This is a genomic window from Nocardioides sp. Root1257 (assembly GCF_001425175.1).
Lineage (GTDB): Bacteria > Actinomycetota > Actinomycetes > Propionibacteriales > Nocardioidaceae > Nocardioides.
Genome location: NZ_LMDV01000008.1, coordinates 584,635 through 604,671, shown reverse-complemented (window position 1 = coordinate 604,671; position 20,037 = coordinate 584,635). Strand labels below are relative to the sequence as shown.

Sequence of the window (20,037 nt, the reverse complement as noted above, 5' to 3'; positions counted from 1 at the left end):
GGGGGTAGGCCCGGCGCTGGGGGGTGGAAGAGATGTCTCGGATCAGGGACGGACGGTGCCGCCGGACTCCCAGGCGTTGCCGACCCACTCGTTGCCGGGGGCCGAGCTGTCGAAGTCCATGATCGGCGCCCAGTAGCCGCAGCTGCCGGTGCGGCCCTTCACGAAGACGTTGTCGACGAACCGGATGCCGGCCGCGTCCTCGGAGTAGGGCTTGCCGCCCGACGACCCGCCGTAGGCACAGGTGCCTCCGGTCGAGGTCGGGAAGTAGTTGCCGCTGATCAGGTTGTTGCGGACCGGCGCGAAGTCGCCGTACCCGGTCAGCGAGGCCGAGCAGCCGGCGTCCGGGGGCACGTCCGGTGCGTCGCAGACGAGCGTGTTGCCGACGATGACGGCGTGGGAGCCCATCCGGACGGCGGACTCGTGGGCGGCCCCGCTCGAGTCGGTGTCCTGTCCGTGCACCCACGAGTCGCGGACGACGCAGTGGTCGTCGCAGTTGATGCCGCGGTTGCCGCCGCGGACCTCGGACCGGATGACCTTGAAGTAGCCGTCGCCGATGCCGGTCTCGAGGCGGACCCCGTCGGGCGAGACGTCGATGGTCGAACGCACGACGGACAGCGACGTGCCGCTGCCACCGGTGCTGATCGTGCCGTGGACGACCGAGTGCTTCACCACGACGTTGCGGGCCCGCACGCTGAGGTCGCAGGTCACGAGCTTGCGGTCGATCACGGTGCCGTCACGGGTGATCGTGCAGGGGCCGTTGTAGGCGGCCAGGGACGACTCGGACGGCCCGCCGGTGGTGGCGGCGGTGGGGAATGGCCCCACCCGGGGCCGGAAGACGACGTCGACGAGAGCGCCACCGGCGATGGACCGGGTCGGCATCCCGGCGGTGGTGCCCACCCGGGAGCGACCGGGGACGAGGGACCCGCGACGTGCGGCCCGGTCGGCGGCGACGACGTGCGCTCCACGGGGGGAGGCAGAGGCGACGACGTACCGACGGCCGGGGGTGAGCCGCACGTCGCGGGACAGGGTGACCGCGCGCCAGCCGGTCCGGGCGCCACCCGCGCGGGTGACACCCGAACCCAGCCGCTTCCCTCCCGCGGTGAAGAGTGTGAGCCGGTAGCGGTTCGTCCGGTTGCTGGCGTCGTAGACGCGGAGCTGGTCGGCGACGCCGGTGCGCCGCACCTGGAAGACGGTCCCGACGGTGGTGCCGGACGCCTCCACCCGGCTGGTGGAGGGCGTGCCGGTCCACCAGGAGTACGACGCGCCGTCGGCGACGCGCGCGGCCGGCGCGGCCGCCGATGAGGGCGCGGTCATCGCGGCAGCGGGGAGGAGGCCGCCGAGCAGGCAGCCGAGAGCGAGGGCGACCAGACGGGCTGGGCGCGAGGGGGACGAAGGCAAAACAGAAGCTCCTGAGCGGCATGGTGCACACGCTTGTGTGACTGGGCACCGACAGTGTGCTCACGAAGTTACGCCTTCTAACGAGTCAAAATTGGGTAAAAGCGGGTCCCGATCCTCTGGTCGAGCGTGCGATGTGATCCGCGTCCCGGTCAGGTCGGACGTCCATCGCGTCGATCGCCACCCCGAGGTTGACCATCAGCGCGGCGGTGCCCGGGGTGGGGGCCACCCGCCCGGCGGCCACGTCGTCCAGCCACGACGGCCGGAAGACCCCGGACCCGGCGAGCGCCACGAGCATGGCCGGGTCCTCCTGCCAGCGACGGGCCAGGAGCTCCGTCAGCACCGCTCCCCCGGCGGGGGGTCGACGCTCCCCGCCGAGCCGCTGGGCCGCCTTGCGGCCGAGCTTGCCGGCACTCGACCGGAGCCGCGCGGGCGTGCTCGTCACCCGGGACGCCGCGTAGGTCCGCGGCGGCGGCCGGTGGTCGAGCGGTACGCCGGCGAGCTCGTCGTCCAGCGCCACCTGCAGCCGGGCCAGGAACCGGGCGCCGCGCTTGTCGGCCGGCGCGAGGTCGCGGGCGATGCCGATGAAGCGGTCGTCGAGCATCGGGTTGACGACGCGGCGCGACCCCGCGACCGCCGACTCCGTCACGCCGGCCCACCGCTGCATCCGCTGGTCGAGGTAGAGCGCGTCCGTCGCGGCGAACCAACGCTCGCCGGAGGCCTCCAGGGCGTCGTGGACCGCGTCGTGGGCGACCTCCCGGGCCCACGCGGACCAGGCCGGGTCGACCGCAGCAGGGTCCACGGCCTCGTTGGCGAACATCCGCCAGTCGCCCAGGCGCCGGGACCGCCGGGCGGTCACCTCGGCACTCCCCCGCGGTCCGACGTAGTAGAAGCCGCGGGCCACCTCGCCGCCCAGCCCGGAGATCCGCGGCCCCGGAGCGGCGCCGGTCTCGGCCAGGTCGAGGACGGCCCGCGCGACCGGGTCCGCGGACGCCTCCAGGCGGCCGGCCGCCCCGACGGCGAGGCGCAGCGCCTCCTCCGGGGCGAGCTCGTCGAGGCCGCCGAGATCGATCACCTCGTGCCGCATCCCGGCCGAGCGGGCGATGCGGCCGGCGATCTCCACGTCGACGCTGCCGGGCACCCCCAGCGTCATGCAGCGCAGGCCCACCCGGCGGCGCCGGTCGATCGCCGACAGGAGCAGGCGGGAGTCCTGCCCGCCCGTGAGCTGGAGGACGGCGTCCGGGTGGTCGTCGAGGTAGGCACCGAGGTAGCCGCGGAGCAGGTCGCGGGCCAGGCGCACGGCGCGGTCCATCGTGATCGGCTCGGGGGCCTGCCGCTCGGCGTACGCCTGCTGGCGCAGGCCGCGGGGCGCGAGCGTGGCGGTGTGGCCGGCGGAGAGCTTGTGCACCCCCGCGAAGACGGTCCGGTCGTGCAGCTGCCAGCCGAGCAGGCTCTGCACGGCGACGCCGTCGGCGTCGAGGCCGCGACCGACGAGCGCGGCCAGCACCCGGGCCGAGGTCGAGACGCCCGACCAGCCCGGCGCCTCGACGACGTACAGGTGCTGGAAGCCGAGCGCGTCGGTGCAGGCCGTGACGCGGTCGCCGGTCCAGGTCATCGCGCCGAAGCAGGGCAGCATCTCGCCGAGCGCCTCACCCGGCCACGCCAGCAGCTGACCGACCTCGGCGGCGCTCGCGGCGCGGTCGCGGCGGCGGACCTCCTGGCTCAGGAGCAGGGTCGTCCCGGGCACCGGGGCGGGCGCGTTCCAGGTGGCGATCCGCAGCGGTCCCGCCGTCGCCGTCGCCGCACCCGGCTGGAGCCGGCGCAGGGCCGCGTCGAGGTCGGGGGGCGGCGCGCCGGTCGTCGAGCGGACGGCGACGAAGCCGGGTGCGCCGTCCACGACTAGTCCCGCCGGCCGTCGACGAACGCGGTGAGGGTCCCGAGCGTCTCGAAGACGGCGCCGGTGAAGTCCTCGTCGTCGACGACGATGTCGAAGCGCTCCTCCAGCGCGACGGCCAGCTCGACCACCGACAGCGAGTCCAGCTCGGGCAGCTCCCCGATCAGGCCCGTCTCGGGGGTCAGCGCCGCGGCGCGGTCCTCGATGCCGAGGACGTGGACGAGCACGTCACGCACCGCCACGAACGAGGTCTCGGTCGTCTCCATCACGATCTCCTTCTGGGTTGTCCGGTCATCCGGCTGCTCAGACGAGCAGCTCGACGGGCTCGGGGTGCCCGAGGAAGCGGGTGGGGCTGGCGGTCAGCCCGTAGGCGCCGGCCTGGAGGACGACCACCAGGTCGCCCGGCTCCGTCGCCGGCAGGTCGACCCGGTCGGCGAGCAGGTCGAGCGGCGTGCAGAGGCTGCCGACGACGCTGGTCTCGCCGGCCGGCTCGCGACCCACGCGGGTGCCGACGACGACCGGGAAGTTGCGACGGACCACCTGGCCGAAGTTCCCCGAGGCGGCGAGCTGGTGGTGCATCCCGCCGTCCACGACCACGTAGGTGTGTCCCCGGGAGTCCTTCACGTCGACCACCCGGGTGACGTAGACGCCCGCCTCGCCCACGAGGTAGCGGCCCAGCTCGACCACCACGTCGGCCGTCGGCTGCGCGGGACGCACCGAGCGCTGCACCAGCTCGCGGAGGTGGGCCCCGACGTGCGGCAGGTCGACGGGCTCGTCCTTCGGGAAGTACGGGATCCCGAGACCGCCGCCGAGGTTGAGGTAGCCGACGGGCGCGTCCAGCTTGTCCGCCAGCGCGAGCAGCAGGTCGACGGTGCGCGCCTGCGCCTCCATCACGATGTCGACCTGGAGGTTCTGCGAGCCCGCGAAGAGGTGGAAGCCCTCCAGTCCCAGGTCGCGGTCCGCGATGTCGTCGAGCAGCGCGGGCACGAGCTCGGCGTCGACGCCGAACTGCTGCGGCCCACCACCCATCCGCATCCCGGAGCCGCGGACGACGAAGTCGGGGTTGACGCGTACGGCGAGCCGCGGCCGGATCCCGAGGGCCTCGCCGACGGCGGCGAGGCGGTCGACCTCGCCGGCGGACTCGACCTCCAGCAGCACTCCCGCAGCGACCGCCTGGCGCAGCTCCGCGTCGGTCTTGCCGGGGCCGGCGAAGGCCACGCGAGCCGCGGGCTGGCCTGCGTCGAGCGCGACGGCCATCTCGCCCGCGGACGCCACGTCGAGCCAGTCCACGCGCGCCGCGAGGTGCTGGACGACGGCCGGCATGGGGTTGGCCTTCACGGCGTACCCGAGCCGGACGTCGTCGCCGAGCGCCTCGCGCACGGAGGCCACGCGCTCGGTGAGGAGGTCACGGCTGTAGGCGAAGAAGGGGGTCGACCCGGCGCGCGCGGCCAGTCGTCGCAGCGGCATCCCGCCGACGACCAGCTCCTCGCCCGCGACCTCGAAGGCCCGGAGGTGCTCCTCGACCCTCATGCCGTCGCCACCTCCTTGAGCAGGACCCGGTCGAACTTCCCGTTGGGTGAGCGCGGCATCTCGTCCAGCTCGCGGATCTCGGCCGGCACCATGTAGAGCGGCAGCGTGCGGCGCAGCTCGCGCCCGATGCCCGACGAGTCCAGGCCGTCGCCGTTCACCGGCGTCGCGAGCACCACGACCCGCTGCCCGAGCCGCGCGTCCGGCACGCCGAGGGCGACGGCGTCGCGGACGAGACCGGTGGCGTAGACCGCCTCCTCGATCTCGGTCGGGCTGACCCGGTAGCCGGACGTCTTGATCATGTCGTCGGTGCGCCCGACGAAGTAGAGGAAGCCCTCCTCGTCGGCGACCACGGTGTCCCCGGACCACACGGCACGCTCGGGAGCCCGCCACGACGGAGCGTCCGGTGGGTGCGGGCGGAAGCGCTCGGCCGTCCGATCCGGGTCGTTCCAGTAGCCCATCGCGACCAGCGGCCCCCGGTGCACGAGCTCGCCCGGCTCGCCTGCCTCGCACGGGGTCCCGTCCGGCCGGACCACCAGGACCTCGGCGTTCGGGATCGCCCGACCGATCGACCCCGGTCGGCGGTCGACCTCGTCGGGGTCGAGGTAGGTGGAGCGGAACGCCTCGGTGAGGCCGTACATCAGGAACGGCCGCGCCTGCGGGAAGATCTCGCGCAGCCGTGCGAGGACGCCGGCCGGCATGGCGCCGCCGGTGTTGGCGAAGTAGCGCAGCCGGGTCGCCCCGACGGGCCAGTCCTGCTCGATCAGCTGGATCCAGAGGGGCGGTACGCCGGTCAGGCCCGTCACCCCGTGCCGGGCGCAGAGCTCGACGACCGTCCTCGGCAGCAGGTAGTTGACGAGCACCACGTGGGCCCCGACGGCGAACGCGGTCGTGAGCTGGCTCAGCCCGGCGTCGAAGCTCAGCGGGAGGGCCGCGAGGATGACGTCGTCCGCGGTGTTGCCCAGGTAGGTGCTGACGCTCTCCGCGCCCACCAGCAGGTTGCGGTGGCTGACGACGACGCCCTTGGGACGGCCAGTGCTGCCGGAGGTGTAGAGGATCGCCGCCGGGTCGAGGTCGACGCCGGGCGAGCGATCCGGCACGGGTGCGGTGGTGCCCAGAGCCGCGTACGCGCGCACCCCCACCTCACCCGTGCCGGACGTCTCGGTGCCGCCGTCGACGAGCACCACGTGCTCGAGGGCGGCAGGCGGGTCGTCCGCCAGCTGGTCCCACCGCGCCCGGGTCGTCACGAGGACCCGGACGTCGCAGTCCGCCAGGACGTAGGAGACCTGCGGCTGCTTGAAGACCGTGTTGACCGGGACGAAGATCCCGCCGGCGACGGAGGTCGCGAAGATCGCGACCACGGTCTCGATCCGCTTGTCGAGCAGGACCGCCACGCGGTCGTGCCGGCGCAGCCCGAGGTCCACGAGCCCCGCGGCGACGCGTCGGACCTCGTCGGCGAGCCCGTCGTACGACGTCGTCAGGTCGCCGTACGTCAGCGCCGGCGCGTCCGGCGTCCGACGGGCGGCTTCGAGCAGCAGGTCGTGCAGGTGGCTTCGCATCACATTCCCCCGGTTGCGCGCCTCACCAGGCGACGCAGGTCAGCTCGCTGTACAGGTCGTCGATCGACTCCGGGCCGAGGGTCGTGCTCCGGAACATCTTCGGCCGCGCCGAGCGCAGCAGTCGTGCGCCCGGCGGCATCGTGCCCAGCACCCGCAGCTCGGCGAGCGTGCACGGGACCCGGTCGTGCACCAGCAGGTGGTGCGCCAGCTCCGGCACGGCGCGGGCGAGCACCTCGCCGTCGCTGACGTGCAGCAGCGTGGCGAAGATCGGCAGCCGCTTGCGCCGGTCCCGGCGGTAGATCACGTAGCACTGCTCGTCCTCGGCGGCGAGCAGCAGGTGGTGCGTCGCGGCGGCACCCTGGTGGTCGTGCAGGATCCGGCGCTCGTGCGCAGGGAGCAGGCGGGCGATCGCGGCCGGGTCGGTCACGACGGCGTACCGCGCCCGTCGGACCCGCGGCCGGTTGACCAGGAGCATCGTGCGCGTGTCGAGCGAGCGGAACCGGAGGCGCTCGTTGAGGCCGATCACGTTGCCGCTCGGCGAGAGGTCGGTGAAGGTGTAGCCGGGCTGGCGCAGCAGCCAGCGCAGCATCCGGACGCTGTCCGCCCGGTGGTCGTCGAGCACGCACCAGGCCCCGAGGTTGCAGAAGTCCTGCGTCTGCCCGGCGACCTCGCGACGTGAGTAGAAGGCGAGGTAGACGCCGACGACCTTGCCCGCCTCGGTGAGCATGACCCCGTGGTTGGGCGCGTCGACGGGCCAGGACGGGACCACGGCCCGCGACCACGCGCCCGCGCTGAGTCGCGGGTTGAGGTTCCGGTGCAGGAACCTGCCGACGTGACCGAGGTCCTCGGCACGGATCGGCGACAGCTGAGCAGCACTCACGTCGGCGAGCGTAGGAAGCCGGACGGCGCTGCGAGCCCGGTTGCCGCCCTCCTACCCCATCTTGAGGACGCGCCGCCGGTGAGCGCTGCACGGATGCCGCCGGACGCCCATGGTGGTCGCGTGCCAGCAGTCGTCAACGTGTGCTTCCACGGCATCGGTACGCCGCGTCGCGAGCTCGAGCCCGGCGAGGAGCGCTACTGGGTCGAGCCGGACGAGTTCCTCCGCGTCCTCGACCTGGTAGCCGAGGACCCGCGGGTGCGGCTGAGCTTCGACGACGGCAACGCCTCGGACGTCGAGATCGCGCTGCCGGCGCTGCTGGAGCGCGGTCTCACGGCGACGTTCTACGTCATCGCCGGCCGGCTCGACCGTCGCGGCAGCCTGGACTCGGCCGAGCTGCTGCACCTGGCCGACCGCGGGATGCAGGTCGGCGTGCACGGAATGGACCACCGGCCGTGGCGCGGCCTCTCCGACGCCGAGGCCGACCGCGAGCTGGTGGACGCGCGCCGGCTCATCGAGCAGACGATCGGGCGGCCCGTGTCGACCGCCGCCCTCCCCCTCGGCCGCTACGACCGCCGCACGCTCGCGCGCCTCCGGGCGCTCGGCTACGAGGACGTCGGGTCGAGCGATCGCCGGTGGGGACGCGACGGGGGCTGGCTGCAGCCTCGCTTCAGCGTGTGCGCCGACGACACCGTCGAGACGGTCCGCAGCTCCGTGCTGCGCCCGGCGCCGCTCCACCGCCGGCTGCGGTCGACGGCCGTCGGCGTCGTCAAGCGCGTGCGCTGACCGGCGGCGCCGCCGCCACCAGCCACTCCGGTCCGGCGGCCTGACGGAGCCGGCCGGGGTCGAGCAGCGCCCGGACGGCGGCCTGCGAGGTCGGTCGCCCTAGCACGGCGCGCGAGCCCTCCCGCAGCAGCAGCACCGCCCAGTACGCCGCCGCCGGCACCGGTCCCCGACGCCGCCGGTACAGGCGGAGCCGGTTGACCACGAGCAGCGGCCAGAGCACCGGCGAGCCCGCCGAGTCGCCCTCGAGGTGGGTGGCGTGCGCCGTCGGGACGTAGGCCGTGCGGAACCCCAAGTCGCGGGCCCGGAGGTCGAAGTCCGCCTCCTCGGAGTAGAGGAAGAAGCTCTCGTCCCAGGATCCGCAGGCGCGCCAGCACTCGGCGCTCACGAGCTGGGTGGAGCCCTCGGCCCAGTCCGTCGTGCACCGGGAACGGTACGGCGCCTCCGCGGTGACGACCTCCCCCAGGGTCCCGATCCGGCCGGCCCGGGAGGCTCCGATCAGCGCGTCGGCGAGGGCCCGCCCGAGGGTCGGCTCCCGGCGCATCGAGTCGATCCGGTGTCCGTCGCCGTCCTCGAGCCGGGGCACCGCGATCCCGACGCCGGGCTCGCCCAGGGCCGCCGCCAGCGTCGGCACGCAGCCCGGGTGCAGCCGGACGTCGGGGTTCAGGACGAGCACCGCGTCGTGCGGATCGCCGGCCGCGACGGCCGCGTTGATGCCCGCCGCGTAGCCCCGGTTGCCACCCATTGGCACCACGAGCGCTCCCGGCGCGTGCCTGCGCACGACGTCCACGCTGTCGTCGGCCGAGGCGTTGTCGGCGACCACGAGCTGCCAGTCGACGGCACCCATCCCGGCCGGCAGCGACGCGATGAGCCCGGGCAGCGGATCGGCGCTGTTGAAGCTCACGACCACGACGAGGACCCGTTGCCGAACGTCGGTGCTCATGCTTCGACCTCCCGCCGAGGTGGCGGACCGAGGAGCCGCACGGCGGCACCGCTCGCCCGGACCCGCCGCTCCTCCTCCGACGTCAGGCGCCAGGTGGCGCCACAGATCCCGGCCAGCAGGAAGGTCATCCCCGCAGCCATGGGGAAGCCCCAGGCGTCGAACGTCGCGTACGCCAGCGCCATCCCGACGAGCGAGGCCGACACGGCGAGTCCGAGGTGGCGCGACTCCGGCCGCAGTGCGTGCCGAGCCGCGCGCCTGGCGCTGAAGAAGCTGACGATGAAGAAGAGCAGGCAGGACACCAGACCGACGACGCCGAGCTCGACGAGCACCATCAGGTACTGGTTGTCGAGGATGCGGTAGTAGCGCGGCACGAACGTGAACAGGCCTCGACCCAGCACGGCGTGCTGCTCGTAGAGCCCCATCACGACCGAGTAGTCACCGGTGCGGCCCTTCACGCTGGGGTCGTTCTGGAGGTTGCTGAAGAGCGAGTAGAGCGTGCCGACGAGCCCCGGGATCGCGAGCCTCAGGCCGACGACCGCAACCGGCGCGAGCATCAGCGCGTTCCACCGCCAGCGTGCCGGCCAGCCGATCAGGAGCACGATGAATGCGGCCCCGACGACCAGGACGGCGGAGCGCGACACCGAGATGAAGGCGGCGACGCCGATCAGCAGGGCCGGGAACGTGGCCGCCCGGCTCCCCCACCGCATCAGCGCCCGGTGCAGCGCCAGCGGGAAGAGGCAGCCCATGACGACGCCGAACTCGATGGGGTGGACCGCGGTCGCCGACACCCGGTTGAGCACCGACCGCGACACCACCTCGCCGAACGCGGCGTTCGCGGTCAGGCCGGGGATCTGGAAGAGGGCGGCGATGTCGTAGCCGGTGAAGAACTGGACGAGGCCCAGGACGGCCACGAACGAGCCGAGCCAGCACAACCACTCGACGAGCAGGTCGAGGTCGCGCCACGAGCGCAGGCCCTCGGCGGTGACCAGGACGACCCCCATCCAGCCGGCGAAGGAGAGCAGCCCGCGGTCGGCGGCGCTGATCATCGCCGTCGTGGTCTCGTCGACCGTCGGCGTCACCAACGTCCAGAGCTCGTCGGTGTTCGCCCGCATGTTCGGCGGGGCGTACCAGCCCTTCACCATGCCGTTGACGTACGCCGCGAGCACGGCGCAGGTCAGCAGCAGCACCACGAAGCGGGTCGGGGTGAGCCCACGCACCGGGTTCTGACCGGCGATGGTCGCGCAGGCCCACCACAGCAGCCCGGCGATGCCGACCATGTTGGCCGGCGTGCCCGGGGCGCCCAACGGCCCGAAGATCAGCTGGGAGGGGATGCACAGCAGCAGGACGGCGTACGCGACGACGATCGCCACCGCCGGCACCCGCCACCTCGGTCCGGCCCGGACCGGGCGGTCCGGCCCGCCTGCGTCAGCCACGACGGCCGCCGCCCACCTTCCGGTCCCGGCGCAGTCGTCCTCGGCGGCCCTCCTCGGGCTCGGCCTCCGGCTCGGCGTCCGGCACCTTCTCGGTCGCCTCGCGGCGCACCAGCTTCGCGACACCGGGGGCGTCGTCGAGCGGACCGCCGCCGTTCGCGCGCTGACGGCGCCGGCGGCGTCGGGCCGCCGCGAGCCGGTCGACCACGAAGGCCAGCACGACCGTGATGACGACGCCGAGGGCGAAGACCGCCACCAGCGCGCGCATCTTGCTGCCCGGCAGGACCTCCGCACGGGTCCCGACGTTGGACGGACTGGCGGTGATGAGCTGACGGCCCGGGACGGCCGCGTTCCGCTGGATCTTGGCCAGCTCCACGTCGAGCATGTGCATCACCGCGTCCCTCGTCGCGACGGCCGCGGCGGGATCGGTGTCGGTCGTCGTGACCAGCAGCAGCGGACCGTTGTCGGGCACCAGACCGACGGCGTACTCGGACTTGAAGCCCTCCTTGGCCAGCGCACGCGCCGAGTCCTTCGACATCACCGTGCCGGTGATCAGGCCGGCGGTCGTGGTGAGGCCCGGCTGCAGGTTCAGGTACGGGTTGCTCGGCGTCTCCACGCCGGTGGCGTCCGGCGGCAGCAGCATGATCATCTGGCCCGACGCCTGGTACTGCGTCGGCACCGTCTTGATCGTCATCACGCACAGCCCACCCACCACGGCCATGCCGATCACCACGACGTACCACCGTCGTAGCAGCACCTTCAGTGCATCGATGAAGTACATCGCGTCCTACCCCCTGGGAATCCCCACATAGCTGTCCACCCCTGCCAGTCGCTCGATGGCGGCGACCACGTCTGCCTCGGCGTCCGCCCAGCTCGCCGCGGTCACGGAGGCCGCCGCCGACCGGGCGGTCGCCTGCCGGTCGGCCGGGCTCTGAGCGGCGAGCTCCACCAGTGCGTCGGCCAGCTCCCACGGCGTCGCCGGGGCGTACCGCACGGCCGCGTTGTCGAGCACCAGCCGGTTGTGCCGAGCGTCGTTCACGACCGGTATGCACCCCGCGGCCAGCATCTCGAGCGGCACGAGTGACACGTTCGTCGCGGACAGGCTCAGGCCGGCGAAGCAGCGGTTGTAGAGCGAGGAGAGCTGCTCCGGGCTGAGCACGCCGTGCTGCGTCGCCGCGAACGGCAGCGTCGGCAGCACCTCGCCGTACGTGTGGATCGGCACGTCCGGTCGCTGCCGGGCGAAGCGCTCCAGGGCGAAGACCGACAGCTCGTGCGCGCGTCTCGGGGTGTGCGGACGGCAGTAGTAGGCGACGCCGGTGCGCAGCGCCGGGTCGGCCCGGTCCTCCAGCCCGTAGGCGTCGAGGTCGCAGCCGAAGTCGAAGTGGTCGACCGTCATGCCGTGGTCGGCGCGCAGCCGCTCGGCCAGCCACCGTCCGGCGGCGATGCCGTGGAAGCCGAAGCGGTACGTCGCCTCGGCGAGGAGGTACTCGCTGCCAGCCGGCGAGAACATCGGCTCGAGGTCCTGCACCAGGTAGGCGCGGTGTCCGCGTGCGGTGGTGCCGAGGACGGCGTACGCCGTGCCCCAGCCGGTCGCCACGAGCACGTCGCAGTCGTCGACGCCCGCGTCGAAGTCGCGAACGTCGGCCCGGACCCGCGGCCAGTGCTGCCGCACGGTGGCGCGGTGCTGCTCGATCGACCAGCCGTGCTGGTCCTGGAGGTAGACGACGCACCGGTGACCGGCGCTCTCGAGACCCGCGACCAGCCGGAACATCGTGGTGTGCCCACCTGACCCCGGGGCTGGCGGGGTGCAGACCCAGGCGATGGTCAGCGGGGCTCCTGCGGCCCGGGGCGCGGGTTCGGGGTAGGTCCACCCGCGGGCGGCCGCCTGCGCCGCCTGGTCCAGGTCGCCCGCGTCGACGACCAGGGGCCGAGTGCCGGGCGGCGCGAGACGTGCGGCGGCGCGCAGGCGCAGCCGGCGCGCGATCCCGCCGGCGCCCTCGTCGGCGAGCAGCCGGCGGACCTGCCGGGCTCGTCCCGACAGGGAGGCGGACGGCGTCTCGAGGGTCACGACGACCTCACCGCGCTGCGCAGCGCGTCGGCGACCCGGACCTGCTCGTCGAGCGTGATGCCCGGGTACATCGGCAGCGACATGATCCGGCCGGCGGTCGCCTCGGCGACGGGCGCCGTCCCCCGTCCCTGGTGGAGGCAGGAGAACGCCGGGAGCAGGTGGATCGGTGCCGGGTAGTGGATCCCCGTGGCCACGCCGCTCTCGACCATCGCGGCGGCCACGGCGTCCCGGTGCTGGACCTGCACGACGTAGAGGTGCCAGACGTGGGTGTTGCCGTCCCGCACCACCGGCAGCTGGACCTCCGGAACGTCCGCGAGCAGCTGCGCGTAGATGTCGGCGGCCGCCACGCGCTCGGCGTTCCACGCCTCGAGGCGGGCGAGCTTGATCGAGAGGACGGCGGCCTGCAGCGAGTCGAGCCGGGAGTTCGTGCCGACGCTGAGGTGCTCGTAGCGGCGTACGCCGCCGTGGTTGCGCAGCGCCCGGACGTGGCCGTCGACGGTCTCGTCGTCGGTGGTCACCGCGCCGGCGTCGCCGAACGCCCCGAGGTTCTTGCCGGGGTAGAAGCTGGTCGCCGCGGCCGCGCCGAAGGAGCCCCCCGGCTGCCCGTGCCGCCGGGCGCCCTGGGACTGCGCGGCGTCCTCGAGCAGGATCACGTCGGTGCCGACCACCTCGCGGATCTGGTCGAACGGTGCGACCTGCCCGTAGAGGTCCACTCCGATGACGGCCCGCGTGCGGCGGGTGATCCGGCCGTCGAGGTCCTCCGGGTCGATGAGGAGGTCGGGCCCGCAGTCGGCGAGGACCGGCCGGGCGCCGATCCGCGCCACGGCCTCGGCCGTCGCAACGAAGGTGTTGGCCGGAAGGACGACCTCGTCGCCGTGCCCGATGCCGCACGCCAGCAGCGCGAGCTCGAGGGCGTCCGTGCCGTTCCCGACACCGATGCACCGCTCGACGCCGCAGAAGGCGGCGTACTCCGCCTCGAAGCGGGAGACGGCCGAGCCGAGGACGAAGTCCCCGTCGGCGCAGACCTCGGCGAACGCCGCGAGGACCTCCGGGAGCAGCGGTTCGTTCTGCCGGCCGAGGTCGACGAGCGGGACCGAGGTCTCCAGGTCGTAGTGCTTCTCCAGTGTCATGACTCTCCCCGTGCTGGTGTGGGCTCGATGGACGACTCCGACCGCAGGGCCGCGAGGGAACGCAGGCTCCATCGGCCCAGAGGCAGGACGTACGTGACGAGGGCGGTGAGCGTCCCCGCCACGAGGACGACGAACGGCGGGCCGGGGACGGTGCGGACCGTCCAGGCGGTGGCCACCGCCGCCGGGACAGCTACGGCGAACGGGACGACCCACTGGCGGGCCAGCAGACCGACCTGCACACCGACCCGGCGGAGACAGACGAGGTAGAGCGGCACGACCACGACGACCGCGACCAGCAGGTGGCTCCAGCCGGCGCCCCGCAGCCCGAGCTCGCGGACGCCGACGGCCATGACGGGCACCATCACCGCGAGCCAGACGACCTGCACGAGGAGCACCTCGACCGTCGACCCGACGGCGATCAGGAACGTCGCCACCAGGTCGAGCACCACCCGGACCCCGCCGAAGACGGCGAGCCCGGTGAGCGCGGTGGCGGCGTCCAGCCAGCGGTCGCCGTACAGCACCGCGACGACGGGTCCGGCCAGGGTCGCGAGGCTCAGGGCGAGGAAGGCCGCGACGGCGGCCGTCGGGCCCATGACCCGGACCAGGGCGCGATTGCGTGCCTCGGCGGACCCCACCTGCGAGAAGCCGGGCAGCGCCACCACGCGGAGCGCCGAGCCGACCACGCTCATCGGCCACGAGGACACGTTGAAGGCCAGCACGTAGACCCCGAGCCCGACCGGGCCGAGGGCGCGGGCGACGATCAGGTTGTCGACGCTCAGGAGCACCCAGGACAGCAGGTTGGCCAGGGCGAGCGGCAGGCAGAAGGCCAGCGACTCCCGGGCGACGTCGTGCACGTAGCCGAAGCGCGGCGTCGTCGACGTCACGAGGTAGAGGCCGACGACGATCACCGCCTGGTTGGCGATCTGGCCCCAGGCCAGGGCGGCCGCGCCGCCCCCGTTGGTCACGAGGAGCCAGGTCACCGCGGAGCAGGTCGCGATGCCGGCGAGGTTGCAGGCGAGCAGGGCCTGCTGGCGGAACTCGCGCTGGAGCCGCGCCGCGGGGACGATGGTCAGACCGAAGAGGGCCACCGAGATCGCCATCAGCCGGATCACGCCGTCGGCCTCGGGCGAGGCGAACGCCGTGGCGATCGGCCCGGCCGCGAGCACCATGCCGGCCGCGAGGGCGCCGCTGGTGAGCATGCCGAGGGTCGCGACCGTCGGGGCGCGACGCTCGAGGTCCGGGGACCGGACCAGGTCGGCGCCGAGGCCGAACTCCGCGAGGGTGCCGAGGACGGTCCACACGGTGAGCGCGACCGCGAACGTGCCGTACTGCTCGGGCGCCACGATCCGCGCGACCATGATGCTCATCAGGACGTTGCCCAGCCGGAGCACCACGTTGCCGGTCAGGCTCCAGCCCAGCCCCCGGCGGACCCGGGCGGCGAGCGGCGGCGTCATCGTCGTCGTCATGTGCCGTACCTGCGCTCCCGGCGCCACTGCAGGTGGTGGTCGACCTTCTCGAGGAACCGCCAGGTCGAGGCGGTGGGCTCGCCGACGCCGCGGGCGACGACACGTCGGGCGACCCTGCCGCGCGGTCCGGCGGCCAGCGCGGGATCGATGCTCTCGGCGAGCTCGAGGTAGCGGGCCGCCTGCGGGTCGTGCTCCCGGGCCGCGGCAGAGCCCCGCCGCAGCGCCTCGGCGGCGAGCGCACGACGCGCGCTCGCGTGCAGCGCGTCGGCCTCGCCGAGTGCGGCGCCGCGCTCCGCGAAGAACAGGTCGAAGGTCCGGCGGCGCTGCTCGAGGTCGGTGAGCCAGCCGGCGTACTCCGTGAGGTGCATGTTCAGGTCGTGCACCCGGTAGTGCGCCTGCACCGGCCCGTTGACGCGGCCGATGTCGAAGCCCGCGGCCGTGTCGAGCCAGAGGGCGAAGTCGGCCGAGTGGGGCAGCCGTGGGTCGTACGCACCCGCCGCCTCCCACGCCTCGCGGCGCAGCACGGCCTCCGGGCTCACGAGGAAGCAGCGCCCCCGTCGGGCCGTGATCGCCAGCCACTCGCGACCGCCGTACACGCTCCAGCTCCGCACGGGCCGCTCGTCGGGCTCCGGCGCCCCGACGAACGAGCGCGCGTAGCCGTAGACGAGGCCGACGTCGCGGTGGGTCTCCATCAGCGCGACCGCCCGGGTCAGGGCGTTGCGCGCGACGAGGTCGTCGGCGGAGACCAGCGTGACGTAGTCGCCCGTCGCCAGGTCCAGGCCGTCGTTGTAGGTCGCGATGTGGCCGCGGTTGTGCTCGTGGCGGAGCAGCTGCACCTGCGGGTGCTCCGCGAGCCGGGCCGCGACCTCGGCACTGTCGTCGGTGGAGGCGTCGTCGACGATGATCACCTCGACGTGGACCTGCTCCTGGTCGAGCGCCGCCGAGACGGCGTCCGGCAGGAAGCGCCCGTAGTTGTAGCAGGGGATCACGACCGAGACGGTCGGTCGCCCGTCGAGGGACCGGGGTCGGTGGCGTCGTCGCACCCTCAGACCTCCTGGAGCCGCGGGGCGCCGATCGGCACCGCCGGCACCCCTGCCCACGTCTCACCCACAGGCAGGTCCTGCAGCAGGGCCGCCCCCATGCCGAGGGTCGAGCCGCTCCCGAGGGCGACCGCCTGGCGGGCGGTGGCGTTCATCCCGACGTACGCCGCGGCGCCGACGCGCACGCCGCCGCCCAGGCTGACCCCGGCGCACAGGGTCGCGTAGTCCTCGACGACGACGTCGTGGGTGAGCGTGACCTGGGGCATCACGACGACGTGGTCGCCGATCCGCACGTCCGACGTGAGCGCCACCTGCGCCAGCAGCACGCTGCCCGCGCCGATCCGGCAGCTCGCCGGCACCTCGACCGACGGGTGGACGATGGTCGCGAAGCGCGACGGCTCCACCCCGATCGCCAGCAGCCGGTCCACCAGGAAGCGACGGGTGCGGCCGTTGCCGGCGCACACCACGACCTCGTGGTCGTCGAGCTCGTGGACGGCGTACAGGCCACCGACGACCGGCGCCCCGTGCAGGGAGGACCGCAGCAGCGCCGGGTCGTCGTCGACGACCCGCACGGCCCGGCCGGGGTCGGCCGCACGCACGGCCTCGACCACCTCACGGGCGAGGCCGCCGGCCGCTACCAGGATGAGAGGTCTCACCGGCGTCGCCCGGGGTCCACGAGCACGTCGACCACGCGGGCCTGCTCGGAGTCGGAGAGCTGGTGGAACAGCGGCAGGATGAGGGTGTTGTCGGTGAGCCGCTCGGTCACGGGCAGCGGGACGTCACCGGTGTCTGCCCCGGCGTACGCCGGCTGGCGGTGCGCCGCCATGATGCCGCGACGCGCGGAGATGTCGGCCTCGGCGAGCCGGGTCATCAGGCCCTCCCGGTCGACCGGGTAGCCCGGCTCGACCTCGACCCAGAACGACTGGTAGTTGCCGGTCCCCCACTCCGGGTCGGCCACGGCGCGCAGGCCGTCGATGTCGGCGATCGCCTTCTGGTAGCCCGCGGCCAGGGCGCGCCGCCGCGCGACCATCTCCGGGAGGCGTGCCAGCTGGACCAGCCCGACGGCGGCCTGCAGGTCGGTCATCCGGAAGTTGAAGCCGACCTCGGCGTACACCTCCGGCGGGGCCAGCACGCTCGCGTGGCGATCGGCGGCCGACACGCTCATCGCGTGCTCGCGCAGCAGCCGGGCCCGGCCCGCCCACTCCGCGCGACCGGTCGTGATCATCCCGCCCTCACCGGTGGTCAGGAGCTTGCGGGGGTGGAACGACCAGGCGGCGATGTCTGCCGCCGCGCCGACCGGCCGACCGCGGTAGGTGGACCCGGCGGCGCACGCCGCGTCCTCGACGACCACGATGCCGAGCGGATCGCAGAGCCGGTAGATCGGGGCGAGGTCGGCGGGCACGCCGCCCTGGTGCACGACGATCACCGCCCGGGTGCGCGGCGTGAGCGCGGTGGCGAGGGTCTCGGCCGACACGTTGCCCGTCTCGGGCTCGACGTCCGCGAAGACCGGCCGGGCCCCGACGTACGTCGCGGCGTTGGCGGTCGCGATGAAGGAGTACGACGGCACCACGACGTCGTCGCCCGGTCCGACGCCGGCGACGGCGAGCGCGAGGTGCAGCGCGGTGGTGCAGCTGGAGGTCGCGACGGCGAACTCCACGTCCTGGGCCTCGGCGAACGCCTCCTCGAACGCGGCGACCTGCGGCCCCTGGGCGACCCACCCGGACTCGATGACCCGGGCGACCGCGGTGATCTCCTCCTCGCCGAGCCATGGCTGCATCACGTTGATCCGGGTCACCAGGTCACCACCCTCTGTCGCCCGTTGGCGACCTGGTCGCGCAGCGGCGTCCACCACTCGACCAGCTCGCGGAGACCGTCCTCCAACCCGACCTCCGCGGTGAACCCGAGGTCGCGCTGGGCGGCACGCACGTCGGCCAGCCGACGTTCCACGCCGTTGACCGCGCGTGCCGGGCCGTGCTCGACGTCCAGGTCGGAGCCCATGACCTTCAGCAGCGCGTGTGCGAGATCGACCAGGCTGGTCTCGGTCCCGCTCGCCACGTTGTAGGTGCCCTCGACGACGTCACCGGCGGCGGCGAGGACGTTGGCGCGGGCGATGTCGCGGGTGAAGACGAAGTCCATCGTCTGGGAGCCGTCGCCGAAGATCAGCGGGGGCTTGCCGTCGGCGATGCGTTCCATCCACCGCACCAGCACCTCGGTGTAGAGCCCGTGGACGTCCATCCGCGGGCCGTAGACGTTGAAGTAGCGCAGCGCGACGTAGTCGAGCCCGCGCATGGCCCGGAAGCTGCGGAGCATCCCCTCGTTGAACGACTTCGCGGCCCCGTAGAACGTGTCGTTGTCGTGGTGGTGGTGACGCTCGCCGGTCGGGAACTTCTCGGCCATCCCGTAGACGGAGGCCGAGGAGGCGGCGACCACCTTGGACACCCGCGCGTCCGCCGCGGCCTCGATGACGTTGAAGGTGCCGTCGACCAGGACCTGGAGCGCGAGCCGCGGCTCCTCCGCGCACTGGGTGATCCGCAGCGCCGCCTGGTGGAACACCAGGTCCTTGCGCCGGGTGAGGTCGTAGAGCAGGTCCCGGTTGCGGATGTCGCCCTCGAAGAGGTTGACCCGGCCGGACTGGAAGGCCGGCTCCAGGTTGGCCGTCGTGCCACGGACGAGGTTGTCGATCACGTCGATGCGGGCGGCGCCGGCATCGATCAGCTGGTCCACGAGCGTGGAGCCGATCGTTCCGGCTCCTCCGGTGACGAGGACGTGGGCTCCGCTGAGGTCGGTCATCGGACGATCTCCAGTTCAGGCTGGTCGGTGGACATGACGTCGACGAGAGCGCCGCGCGCCCGCAGGCTGGTGGCCGCCGCTTCGAGCACGCTGAGCACGCGCAGGCCCGCGTGGCCGTCGGTCTGGGGAGCCGACTGCCCGCGGATGCTGCGGGCGAGCTCGGCGACCATCTCGCCGAGCGCCTCTCGCTCCGGCAGGGCGGGCGCCCAGGTGTCTCCGAGCCGGTAGGAGATCGACGCCGTACGCCGGTCCGCGCTGTCGACCGTCTGCTGCACCAGGTCCACGCCGCGGTCGAAGACACTGAGCCGCTGCTGCGGGTTGAGGTCGTCCCAGACCAGCGTGCGCTCGCTCCCGCCGATCACCATCTGCCGGATCTTGGTGGGGCTGAGCCAGTTGACGTGGACGTGCGCCATCGAGCCGTTCTCGAACGGGAGCGTCAGGTAGCCGACGCAGGCCTTGCCTGCGCCCACCGGGTCGGCGCCCTGGGCGGCGACCCCGAGGGGCCGCAGCCCGCCGGGCAGGATCCGGTCGAGGATCGACAGGTCGTGCGGTGCGAGGTCCCAGAAGACGTCGACGTCGGGTTGCACCAGCCCGAGGTTGATCCGCACGGAGTCGATGAAGAGGATCTCGCCGAGGGCGCCCTCGGCGACGAGCTCGGCGATCCGCTGGACGGCCGGCGTGTAGCAGTAGGTGTGGTCCGCCATCAGGACCAGGCCCTGGCTGCGGGCCAGGTCGACCATCTCGCGGCCGGACCCGACGCTGTCGGCCAACGGCTTCTCGACCAGGACGTGCTTACCGGCCCGCAGCGCCTCGGTCGCGATGTGCCGGTGCGTCCGCGCCGGCGTCGCGATCGCGATCGCGTCCACGTCGTCGCGGGCCAGCACGTCGGCCAGGTCGGCCGTGACGTCGACGCCGCTCCGCTCGCCGACCACGCTCCTGGCGCGGTCGATGTCGAGGTCGCAGGCCGCGACCAGGTCCCACTCCGGACTGGCACTGAAGTTGCGGACCAGGTTCGGCCCCCAGTAGCCGGCTCCCACCACCGCGACGCCGAGGCGCTCAGATGACATCGATCCCCCTGTGTTGACGCCCGGTCGAGCGACCGGGCGATGACGCCATTCCAGTCGTTGGGCCTGCG

General features: G+C 73.5%; 18 protein-coding genes. 1 reads left to right on the top strand and 17 read right to left on the bottom strand.

Annotated features, from left to right (window positions below; translation table 11 throughout):
• Window positions 1–42 precede the first annotated feature (42 nt).
• The 6 genes from ASC77_RS11050 to ASC77_RS11025 all read right to left on the bottom strand — a co-directional run bounded on the left by ASC77_RS11050 (window position 43) and on the right by ASC77_RS11025 (window position 7,255).
• Window positions 43–1,314 carry a DUF4082 domain-containing protein gene (locus tag ASC77_RS11050; protein WP_156391030.1) on the bottom strand — a complete coding sequence of 424 codons (1,272 nt, stop codon included), beginning with the start codon at window positions 1,312–1,314 and terminating at the stop codon, window positions 43–45.
• A 169-nt stretch (window positions 1,315–1,483) separates the two neighbouring features.
• Complete coding sequence (locus ASC77_RS11045) at window positions 1,484–3,292, bottom strand: hypothetical protein (protein WP_056152198.1); 1,809 nt, start codon at window positions 3,290–3,292, stop codon at window positions 1,484–1,486.
• 2 nt (window positions 3,293–3,294) lie between these two features.
• Complete coding sequence (locus tag ASC77_RS11040; protein WP_056152195.1) at window positions 3,295–3,555, bottom strand: acyl carrier protein; 261 nt, start codon at window positions 3,553–3,555, stop codon at window positions 3,295–3,297.
• 37 nt (window positions 3,556–3,592) lie between these two features.
• The gene (locus tag ASC77_RS11035; protein ID WP_056152192.1) at window positions 3,593–4,819 is read right to left on the bottom strand and encodes a pyridoxal-dependent decarboxylase, exosortase A system-associated; all 1,227 of its coding nucleotides are present in this window, start codon (window positions 4,817–4,819) and stop codon (window positions 3,593–3,595) included.
• Complete coding sequence (locus ASC77_RS11030; RefSeq protein ID WP_056152189.1) at window positions 4,816–6,375, bottom strand: acyl-CoA ligase (AMP-forming), exosortase A system-associated; 1,560 nt, start codon at window positions 6,373–6,375, stop codon at window positions 4,816–4,818. Before ASC77_RS11030 ends, ASC77_RS11035 begins: the two co-directional genes overlap by 4 nt.
• 22 nt (window positions 6,376–6,397) lie before the next feature.
• A complete protein-coding gene (locus tag ASC77_RS11025) occupies window positions 6,398–7,255 on the bottom strand; it encodes a hypothetical protein (protein ID WP_200944954.1) in 858 nt (285 codons plus the stop codon).
• A 120-nt stretch (window positions 7,256–7,375) separates the two neighbouring features.
• Between ASC77_RS11025 and ASC77_RS11020 the strand changes: the two genes are divergently transcribed.
• On the top strand, window positions 7,376–8,038 hold the full coding sequence (locus tag ASC77_RS11020; RefSeq protein ID WP_082574633.1) for a polysaccharide deacetylase family protein: 663 nt from the start codon (window positions 7,376–7,378) through the stop codon (window positions 8,036–8,038).
• On the opposite strand, the gene ASC77_RS11015 is transcribed toward ASC77_RS11020, so the two are convergent.
• The 11 genes from ASC77_RS11015 to ASC77_RS10965 are packed head-to-tail and all read right to left on the bottom strand — an operon-like array spanning window position 8,022 to window position 19,969.
• Window positions 8,022–8,978 carry a glycosyltransferase gene (locus ASC77_RS11015; protein ID WP_056152183.1) on the bottom strand — a complete coding sequence of 319 codons (957 nt, stop codon included), beginning with the start codon at window positions 8,976–8,978 and terminating at the stop codon, window positions 8,022–8,024. The genes ASC77_RS11020 and ASC77_RS11015 overlap by 17 nt on opposite strands.
• Window positions 8,975–10,411, bottom strand: coding sequence for an O-antigen ligase family protein (locus ASC77_RS11010; protein WP_156391029.1), 1,437 nt, complete (start codon window positions 10,409–10,411; stop codon window positions 8,975–8,977). Before ASC77_RS11010 ends, ASC77_RS11015 begins: the two co-directional genes overlap by 4 nt.
• A complete protein-coding gene (locus ASC77_RS11005) occupies window positions 10,404–11,189 on the bottom strand; it encodes a hypothetical protein (protein WP_056152177.1) in 786 nt (261 codons plus the stop codon). The genes ASC77_RS11010 and ASC77_RS11005 overlap by 8 nt, the downstream gene beginning before the upstream one ends.
• A gap of 6 nt (window positions 11,190–11,195) precedes the next feature.
• Window positions 11,196–12,476, bottom strand: a complete 1,281-nt coding sequence (locus tag ASC77_RS11000) for a hypothetical protein (RefSeq protein WP_056152174.1) — start codon at window positions 12,474–12,476, stop codon at window positions 11,196–11,198.
• Complete coding sequence (locus ASC77_RS10995; protein ID WP_056152171.1) at window positions 12,473–13,606, bottom strand: DegT/DnrJ/EryC1/StrS family aminotransferase; 1,134 nt, start codon at window positions 13,604–13,606, stop codon at window positions 12,473–12,475. The genes ASC77_RS11000 and ASC77_RS10995 overlap by 4 nt, the downstream gene beginning before the upstream one ends.
• Window positions 13,603–15,072 carry an oligosaccharide flippase family protein gene (locus ASC77_RS10990; RefSeq protein ID WP_056152168.1) on the bottom strand — a complete coding sequence of 490 codons (1,470 nt, stop codon included), beginning with the start codon at window positions 15,070–15,072 and terminating at the stop codon, window positions 13,603–13,605. The genes ASC77_RS10995 and ASC77_RS10990 overlap by 4 nt, the downstream gene beginning before the upstream one ends.
• Window positions 15,069–16,115 carry a glycosyltransferase family 2 protein gene (locus ASC77_RS10985; protein ID WP_056152165.1) on the bottom strand — a complete coding sequence of 349 codons (1,047 nt, stop codon included), beginning with the start codon at window positions 16,113–16,115 and terminating at the stop codon, window positions 15,069–15,071. Before ASC77_RS10985 ends, ASC77_RS10990 begins: the two co-directional genes overlap by 4 nt.
• A 2-nt stretch (window positions 16,116–16,117) precedes the next feature.
• A complete protein-coding gene (locus tag ASC77_RS10980; protein WP_056152162.1) occupies window positions 16,118–16,768 on the bottom strand; it encodes a NeuD/PglB/VioB family sugar acetyltransferase in 651 nt (216 codons plus the stop codon).
• Entirely contained in the window at window positions 16,765–17,907 is a 1,143-nt protein-coding gene (locus ASC77_RS10975; protein WP_200944953.1) for a DegT/DnrJ/EryC1/StrS family aminotransferase, read from the bottom strand. Before ASC77_RS10975 ends, ASC77_RS10980 begins: the two co-directional genes overlap by 4 nt.
• Window positions 17,904–18,902: an NAD-dependent epimerase/dehydratase family protein gene (locus tag ASC77_RS10970; protein ID WP_056152159.1), complete on the bottom strand. Its 999-nt coding sequence runs from the start codon at window positions 18,900–18,902 to the stop codon at window positions 17,904–17,906. Before ASC77_RS10970 ends, ASC77_RS10975 begins: the two co-directional genes overlap by 4 nt.
• A complete protein-coding gene (locus ASC77_RS10965; protein WP_056152156.1) occupies window positions 18,899–19,969 on the bottom strand; it encodes a Gfo/Idh/MocA family protein in 1,071 nt (356 codons plus the stop codon). Before ASC77_RS10965 ends, ASC77_RS10970 begins: the two co-directional genes overlap by 4 nt.
• Between the last annotated feature and the right edge of the window lie 68 nt (window positions 19,970–20,037).